The organism is Pullulanibacillus pueri (assembly GCF_014639255.1).
In the GTDB taxonomy this organism is placed as follows: Bacteria; Bacillota; Bacilli; order Bacillales; family Sporolactobacillaceae; genus Pullulanibacillus; species Pullulanibacillus pueri.
The window spans coordinates 1-7,815 of the sequence record NZ_BMFV01000065.1; the positions used below are offsets into that span (position 1 = coordinate 1).

The following is a 7,815-nucleotide window of genomic DNA, read 5'->3' on the forward strand; positions in this document are numbered from 1 at the left end:
TTTTTTATTAAAATCCAGAAATCGGGCATCACCATGGCGTCTTGGTGACCGTTTTTTATTAAAATCCAGAAATCGGGCATCACCATGGCGCCTTGGTGACCGTTTTTTATTAAAATCTAGAAAACGGGCATCAGCGTGGCGCCTTGGTGACCGTTTTTCATTAAAATCTAGAAAAAGGGCATCAGAAGGGCGCCTTGGTGACCGTTTTTCATTAAAATCTGGAAATCGGGCATCAGAAGGGCGTCTTGGTGACCGTTTTTCATTAAAATCCAGAAATCGGGCATCACCATGGCGTCTTGGTGACCGTTTTTTATTAAAATCTAGAAAACGGGCATCACCCTGGCGCCTTGGTGACCGTTTTTTATTAAAATCCAGAAATCGGGCATCACCATGGCGTCTTGGTGACCGTTTTTTATTAAAATCTAGAAAAAGGGCATCAGAAGGGCGTCTTGGTGACCGTTTTTCATTAAAATCTGGAAATCGGGCATCAGCGTGGCGCCTTGGTGACCGTTTTTCATTAAAATCCAGAAATCGGGCATCACCATGGCGTCTTGGTGACCGTTTTTCATTAAAATCTAGAAAAAGGGCATCACCATGGCGTCTTGGTGACCGTTTTTCATTAAAATCTAGAAAAAGGGCATCAGAAGGGCGTCTTGGTGACCGTTTTTCATTAAAATCCAGAAATCGGGCATCACCATGGCGTCTTGGTGACCGTTTTTCATTAAAATCCAGAAATCGGGCATCACCAACTCAATTGATCGAAATGAAAACCGCGAGATTCGGGACACTTATAATCAGTGTGTTTTTCAGCGCAGTTGACTCACAGGTGCCGAATCTAGAGTCCATTCCAAAATTATCTGAGACCACAAAGGACGATCGACTAACACCCTCACATCCTTATGACAGCGTCGAAGCTCGCTTTACCACCCAAAAAGTAAAGAACCCTTTTGATTATGCGTCGAACGCCTGAGCCTCCCCACATCGTGTGGGCGTTAGGAAAGCGAGGAATTTAGATCAACGTCTATTTGATGACCAACATTGCTTTCTTACTTTTAAAAAAGTGCTATGCTCCCAATAAAGGAACATAGCACTTTTTCTTTCTTATAAAACACCAAAAGGTTTATGAGGTGGACACGGCGGACATGGGATTGGAGTACAATTGACTTCCGAACAACTGGTTGTATTCATGAAAGACTCCGTGTGTGGAAAATAATGTTTATGCGTGTAATGAGTATGCTTCACATGGGTTGTATGTGAAGGATGGACATGCGGAATTACAATATTTTCAGTATAATTTTTTTGCCAATGCTGTGCGGGATCATACATCGCTGGCATTGTTTTGTTTACGGGAGGATCCGCGCAAACGATCGAAGGGGGACAGTCGGGCATCCCATGATGAAACTTTCCATGCTCATGGGGATGACATCCACAGCCGGGGTCCATCATAGGATGATGAAACTTATGATGTCCCTCAGGTTTCATGGCGTTTGGATCGTGAAAATTGCCTCCATAATTCATAGTGTTCGGGTGATTCGACATATTCATGTGGTTAGGGTGATTTGACATATTCATGTGATTAGGATGATTTGACGCATTCATGTTATTTGACAAATCGGACATTACAAATACCTCCTTAGCTGTCTAAACATTAGATACGTTAATATCCTATGCATTCCCCCATGGTTTGAAATGGACAATAACCTAAATTCTCACAAAGCCATGACATCTATTTTAAGAAGACATTTTGTTCTGATTTAAGAGTTTCTTTTGGATCGCAGCCCTCACTCTCGGTTTTGGGTCCCAGCAATCAAACTGATACTCCGGTTTTGTATCAAACCCCAATCTTGTACACATCGGATACTTCTTATTTTCCTCTGCTCGAAATCCAAAATGCTGACAGGTGGCACAATGGTGATAATGATCCACAATTTCTCTCATGCTTTTGTTTTGCTCACCCAAGCCTTCACCTCTCTCCATAATCCTTTTTAAATCTTCTCCTCGTATCCTTTTGCTTTTAGCGGTTTTGACGCGCTTCCATTTCTTCCTTTGTATAAATGATGCTCATCGGGTTCCCCCCGACAAACGCCCCCTCAGGAACATCCTTATGAACAAGTGTCCCAGCCGAAACAATGGCCCGGCGACCAATCGATACGCCTGGAAGAACGGTACAGTTTGCACCGATCATCACTTCATCACCAATAATAATGTCACCTAAACGATATTCATCGATCAGATATTCATGAGCAAGTAATGTTGAATTATAACCTATTACCGCATTTTTTCCGACCTTAATCTTCTCAGGAAACATGATATCTAACATAACCATTAAAGCAAAGGACGTTTGCTCTCCAATGTCCATGCGCAAAAACGTGCGATACAACCAATTTTTCGCTTTTAAAAAAGGCATGTAGCGTGCAATTTCGATGACGATAAAGTTTTTAACTACTTTAAAAAAAGGGACTGTCTTATAGACGTGCCACAGAGAGTTGGCGCCTTCTACTTTATAGCGGGTTGTCCGTCTCAACTGTATTCCTCCGTTATGTCCTTTTTAAGGTTTGCTGCTTCTCAGACGTTTTCATAATAATGACCTCATTGGATAAAAATACCATCATTTCACACAACAAATCTAGACTGTTTGCACAATCTCTAGCATCTCTTTCATGTCATCAATAAGGTAATCTGGCTGTGACTGACGAAGTAGGTCTGCACCTTTAATAGACCAACCTACAGCCACTGTTTTTGTCCCTGCCTTTTTGCCTGCTTCAATATCTGAGGGGCTGTCTCCAACCATGAGTGCTTCACTCGGCTGAGCATTCAGAGCCTTGAGCGCTTTAAGAACAGGCTCGGGATCAGGTTTTGCATGGACCACATCGTCTATCGTGACCACAACATCAAAATAAGGTTCTAACTTTGAAAGCTTCAGTCCAAGAGCTACTGTATCCAAGCGTTTTGTTGTCACGACCCCAAGCTTATATCCTTGACTGTGGAGTGTTTCAATCGTTGTTAAGACATTTGGATATTCTTTAACAAGCGCGTCATGCATGGCAACATTATGCTTACGATAAACGCCAACCATTTCGCCGATTTTCGCTTCATCGCTTTCCATCCGTCCAAAGCTAACCTCAAGAGGCTCTCCAATAAATTCAACAATATCCTTTTCCGTGTATTTCTGTGGATAATATTGATCCAATGTATGTAAAAATGAAGCAATAATAAGGTCATTGGTGTTAATTAACGTCCCGTCTAAATCAAATAATACTGTTTTAATCAAGATACCTGACTCCCTTTTTCATTCAATACTTCTGTTAATTTTGTTTTTCTCCATAATAAGCCCACAATCCAAGTGAAAAGAATGGCAACACCTAATCTCAGAACGACAAGAGGCCATAACGAAATGCCAAGGGGGGCAAAAATCACCGTATCCTCGACTACGGCATGACAGCTGACAAGAAAAATAAAGGACAGATAGAGACTCCGTTTATCGAGATGATCCTCTTTTACCGATTGGACCATAACACCGGCGCCATAGGTAAGCCCCAAGATAAGTCCAGAGGCTAGCGTCATAGAAGCATTACTTTGCATCCCTAAAAATTTCGTGACTGGAGCCATCCCTTTTGCAAAAACCGCCATCCAATGAAGGTCCTTCAAAATTTGAATGATCACCATTAAAGGAATAACAATGATAGCCAATTGCAAGATCCCCATAAGTGCTTTTTCAAGACCGTCCCAAAGCCACCCGAGCCAAGTTGCTGGCACACTATCCCCCGTTGATAAAAAGCCATAATCAGCTTGAGTGCTGCCTCCATGCCAAAGATGACCAATAGCCACTGCTGACGCAATCGCTAAACCAAGACGAATAAGCACGATAATCCAAACCTTCACACCGACACGGGAAGCGACACCACATTCAATAAGAAGATTATGCGAAAAGGACATCATCACCACAAGGATGAAGACACTTTTGACTGTTAAATCCATGGACAGAATAGCCCCAATTCCCGCATAAAGGTTAAGAAGGTTCCCAAAAACAAGGGGAACAGCCGCTTCTCCTGGTAATCCGAGCCACCCCATAACAGGAGAAATGCCACGAATGAGGAAGTCAAATAAAACAGTGTGACTAAGGATCGTAATGATCAGCGTCACTGGAAAAATCACTTTACCTAAGGACCATGTCGTTTCCAAGCCTTTGAAAAGCCCAGTCTTTAATGTCGTTAACATGTCTGCCTCCCCAAAATACAGTTACTATATATAAAACTTTTATATTGAACCTCGTGCCCATGTGTTAGTGGTGGTTTTCCTTTTGTAAGTGCGCCTTTTGTTTGTCGCGGCCGGTTTTTGTGAGTGGGGCGCTTCTTTCGTGCGATCGCAGCTCGATTTTGTTAGTTTAGCCCTTGTTTCGTGCGCTATTTGTTAGTTGTGGCTCGCTTTTGTGAGTGCGGTGCCTCTTCATGCGGCCGCAACGCTCCTTTGTTAGCCTCACCCTTGATACGCTGCGCTTTACATTCTATAGCGACAAACAATTCGAAGTGAACGTCTAATTTTTATTTTGGCGAAGGTTTTCGTCCAATCGATCAGAAAATTCTTGAGCGGCATTAATGCCCATACCCTTAAGTCTAAAGTTCATTGCAGCAACTTCAATGATTACCGCGATGTTACGACCTGGACGCACCGGAACCGTTAATTTAGGAATTGTTGTCCCTACCAATTGCACTCGATCCTCATCTAAACCTAAGCGGTCATACATTTTCTTTGAATCCCACGGTTCAAGATGAATAATCATTGAAATTTTTTTATAATTGCGAATCGCGCCCGCCCCAAATAAAGTCATTACATCGATAATCCCAAGTCCACGTATCTCTAATAAGTGCTGGATAAGTTCAGGAGGATTTCCGACGAGATCATTATCGCCCGTTTGACGAATCTCTACGGAATCATCGGCAACCAGTCTATGCCCTCGTTTAACAAGCTCTAACGCGGTTTCACTTTTTCCGACTCCGCTATCACCGGTCAGCAATACACCGATCCCATAAACATCAACAAGGACACCATGGACAGACGTCATGGGGGCTAATAATGTTTCTAGATAGTTGGTAATTTTACTGCTGACATGTGTTGTTTTTAAAGGCGTTTTAAGCACCGGAACGCCACTTTTCTTTGAAGCCTCTATAAGTTCTACAGGAACATCTAAGCCTCGGGACACAATCACACAAGGGGTTTCAACTGTACACAATTTCTCCATGCGGTCAACTCGTTCTTCAGAAGGGAGTGAGTTTAAAAAGGATAATTCCGTTTTCCCGAGTAACTGAATACGTTCTGCCGGATAATATGTAAAAAAACCAGCCATTTCAAGCCCTGGTCGAGAAATATCACTTGTGGATACACCGCGTTCTATTTCGTCTTCGCCACTGATTAATTCGAGATCAAATTCTTTAATCAATTGTCTTATGGTTACATGTACCATGAAAAATCCCACCTTATTTTCAGCTATTCCTTGTTCTTTGAAGTTTTCTTTATTTTATCAGTTTTACAGCCTTCTTTCATAATTATAGCCGAAAAACCGAGGAAAGCATCCTTTATTCTGTATCAAATCAAAATAAGAGGGCTCTCTAGAGCTTGCAAGTTTCTCCTTGCACCACTAGTTGAGCCCTCTATAACATTCTTTTTTCCTTTAATTCCCTTTTACTGCCTTTTCTTCAATTTTGCCGGTTCCTCTTGGATCTAAATCATCCGCAGGTTTAGGCTTACGTAGGAAGAAAGCTAAAATAAAGGCTAAAAGTGCCATGCCTGTTGCCACTAAAAAGGCATCATTTAAACCGTAAATAGTCGCTTCATTGGTCAGATGAGCAAATTGTGCTTTCATTTGTGGCCCCACTTGTTGTTCTTTTGCCATTTCAGTAAGGTGCGCCTTCGTCTGATTCGTCATCACGGTGATCAATAGGGCTGTTCCCACTGAACCCGCAACCTGACGAATCGTATTGACCATCGCCGTCCCATGTGCGTTCCAACGCTGAGGCAAGGCATTCAAACCTGCCGTCATAATCGGCATCATAAGCATGGACATCCCAAACATACGAGCAGAATACATAATGATCAAGGTTAAATAAGACATGTCGTCCGTGAGGTTGGCAAACATATAAGTCGTAATCACCGTAATGGCTAAACCAACCACCGCAAGCCAGCGCGGTCCAATCTTATCGAAAATAGCCCCTGTAATTGGCGACATAATCCCCATAAGTATCGCACCAGGTAGTAATAAGAGACCTGATTCCAAGGGCGTAAACCCTCGAATATTTTGTAAATAGATCGGGACTAGAATCATGGCTGCAAACATCGCCATCGTAATAATGATGTTGATGATTGTTGAAAGAGAGAACATCCAGTATCTAAAGACCCGAAATTCTAACATTGGGTCATCATGGACAAGTTGGCGCCAAACGAATAACAACAAAGCAACGATACCAACACCTAAAGTCACTAATACTTCGGCATTGGTCCATCCCTTATTTCCCGCTGTACTAAATCCATAAAGAATGCCACCAAATCCGATAGTAGATAATATAATGCCTAAAACGTCAGGCTTTGGAAAGGTGCGTTCAGTCACGTTTTTTAATAAAAAGATAGCCAAGATCACATCTAGAATGCCGATGGGTAAAATCATAAAGAAAAGCACACGCCATGAATAGTTTTGAACAATCCACCCTGAAAGTGTTGGCCCTATAGCAGGAGCAAAAATCATAGCAATCCCAATAACACCCATAGCCTTCCCACGCTTTTCAATGGGGAAAACTGACAAAATGACATTCGTCATCAGCGGCATAAGTATCCCTGCACCTGCTGCTTGAATGACACGTCCTGCAACAAGCGTATTAAATCCTGGCGCGACTCCACAGACCAACGTCCCTATGGAGAATAAGGTCATCGCAGTGATAAATAATTGTCTTGTGGTAAACCGCCCCATTAAATAGGCAGTAACCGGAATAAGGACCCCGTTGACAAGCATAAAGACAGTGGTCAACCATTGAGCTGTATTAGCTGTAATCTCTAATTTATTCATGATTTGCGGAAGAGCAACATTCATCAGCGTCTGGTTTAAAATCGCAACAAAGGCTCCCAATATGATGACTCCAACAATAGGGATAGGGTTAATTTGAACTTTCGCGTTATCCACGGTATTTTCATTCGTCACTTTTTACATCTCCTTCACATCTTAACTTGCTTAATACTTTCTTATGAAGCATTGTAAGATGGTTAACATCTTCCTCTGTCATCTCTAATAACTTAGATAGACGATCCATAATTAGAACATCTGTCTCTTTGTACTTTTTCTCACCCAAATCAGTCAACCGCAACGTTAATGTCCGTCTGTCAGTTTGCGAACGTTCTCTAATGATAAGTTTGGCTTTCACAAGACGATCAACAACCCCACTCATCGTGCTATTAGAACAAAAAAGAACTTCCGCTAGTTCACCAAGATTCATGTTCGGCGTTTTAAATAAAAGTGCTAACGTAAAATATTGTAATGTCGTAATCCCCACTTTAGCCGTTTGCTCCTGATTGATAAGAAAAAAAGCTTGATGGACTTCTCGATAAGGATTTAAGATTGCCGTAATTTTTTGATATTCATCCATGGACTTCACCTGTTTAATATTTCTTATACAAATCTTTTGTATACGAAACATCATATACCTATATTTTGTAAACTGTCAATAAAAACCATGAGAAAAACGGGTCTAAATTTAGCGTTTCCTTTAATCATAACCACCCTTCCAAAGGGTGGTTTGCACAAAGGCTATAAGCCTAAACTACCGGCCGGCG

9 protein-coding genes are annotated in these 7,815 nt (G+C 41.9%); 1 reads left to right on the plus strand and 8 read right to left on the minus strand.

Annotation, left to right across the window (positions count from 1 at the left end; all coding sequences use genetic code 11):
* Window positions 1–970, plus strand: a 970-nt coding sequence (locus IEV91_RS21235; protein WP_188499423.1) for a hypothetical protein, incomplete at its 5' end; no start/stop codon positions are given.
* Window positions 971–1,101: 131 nt separating this feature from the next.
* Here IEV91_RS21235 and IEV91_RS21810 read toward each other — a convergent pair.
* From IEV91_RS21810 to IEV91_RS21275, 8 genes are all read right to left on the minus strand, one after another.
* Complete coding sequence (locus tag IEV91_RS21810) at window positions 1,102–1,620, minus strand: CotD family spore coat protein (RefSeq protein ID WP_229745686.1); 519 nt, start codon at window positions 1,618–1,620, stop codon at window positions 1,102–1,104.
* A gap of 111 nt (window positions 1,621–1,731) precedes the next feature.
* A complete protein-coding gene (locus IEV91_RS21245) occupies window positions 1,732–1,959 on the minus strand; it encodes a hypothetical protein (RefSeq protein WP_188499424.1) in 228 nt (75 codons plus the stop codon).
* A 55-nt stretch (window positions 1,960–2,014) separates the two neighbouring features.
* Window positions 2,015–2,524, minus strand: coding sequence for an acyltransferase (locus IEV91_RS21250; protein ID WP_188499425.1), 510 nt, complete (start codon window positions 2,522–2,524; stop codon window positions 2,015–2,017).
* Between the two features lie 102 nt (window positions 2,525–2,626).
* The gene (gene ppaX / locus IEV91_RS21255) at window positions 2,627–3,274 is read right to left on the minus strand and encodes a pyrophosphatase PpaX (protein ID WP_188499430.1); all 648 of its coding nucleotides are present in this window, start codon (window positions 3,272–3,274) and stop codon (window positions 2,627–2,629) included.
* The gene (locus IEV91_RS21260; protein WP_188499426.1) at window positions 3,268–4,218 is read right to left on the minus strand and encodes a nucleoside recognition domain-containing protein; all 951 of its coding nucleotides are present in this window, start codon (window positions 4,216–4,218) and stop codon (window positions 3,268–3,270) included. Before IEV91_RS21260 ends, ppaX begins: the two co-directional genes overlap by 7 nt.
* A 316-nt stretch (window positions 4,219–4,534) precedes the next feature.
* Complete coding sequence (gene hprK, locus IEV91_RS21265) at window positions 4,535–5,461, minus strand: HPr(Ser) kinase/phosphatase (RefSeq protein WP_188499427.1); 927 nt, start codon at window positions 5,459–5,461, stop codon at window positions 4,535–4,537.
* A gap of 207 nt (window positions 5,462–5,668) precedes the next feature.
* On the minus strand, window positions 5,669–7,186 hold the full coding sequence (locus IEV91_RS21270; protein WP_229745687.1) for a DHA2 family efflux MFS transporter permease subunit: 1,518 nt from the start codon (window positions 7,184–7,186) through the stop codon (window positions 5,669–5,671).
* Complete coding sequence (locus IEV91_RS21275) at window positions 7,176–7,628, minus strand: MarR family winged helix-turn-helix transcriptional regulator (RefSeq protein WP_188499428.1); 453 nt, start codon at window positions 7,626–7,628, stop codon at window positions 7,176–7,178. The genes IEV91_RS21270 and IEV91_RS21275 overlap by 11 nt, the downstream gene beginning before the upstream one ends.
* Window positions 7,629–7,815: the final 187 nt, after the last annotated feature.

Excerpts from the sequence above, each read along its gene's own strand:
- IEV91_RS21810 (WP_229745686.1), bottom strand. The coding sequence starts at position 1,620 with ATGTCCGATTTGTCAAATAACATGAATGCGTCAAATCATCCTAATCAC.
- IEV91_RS21260 (WP_188499426.1), bottom strand. The coding sequence starts at position 4,218 with ATGTTAACGACATTAAAGACTGGGCTTTTCAAAGGCTTGGAAACGACA.
- hprK (WP_188499427.1), bottom strand. The coding sequence starts at position 5,461 with ATGGTACATGTAACCATAAGACAATTGATTAAAGAATTTGATCTCGAA.
- IEV91_RS21275 (WP_188499428.1), bottom strand. The coding sequence starts at position 7,628 with ATGGATGAATATCAAAAAATTACGGCAATCTTAAATCCTTATCGAGAA.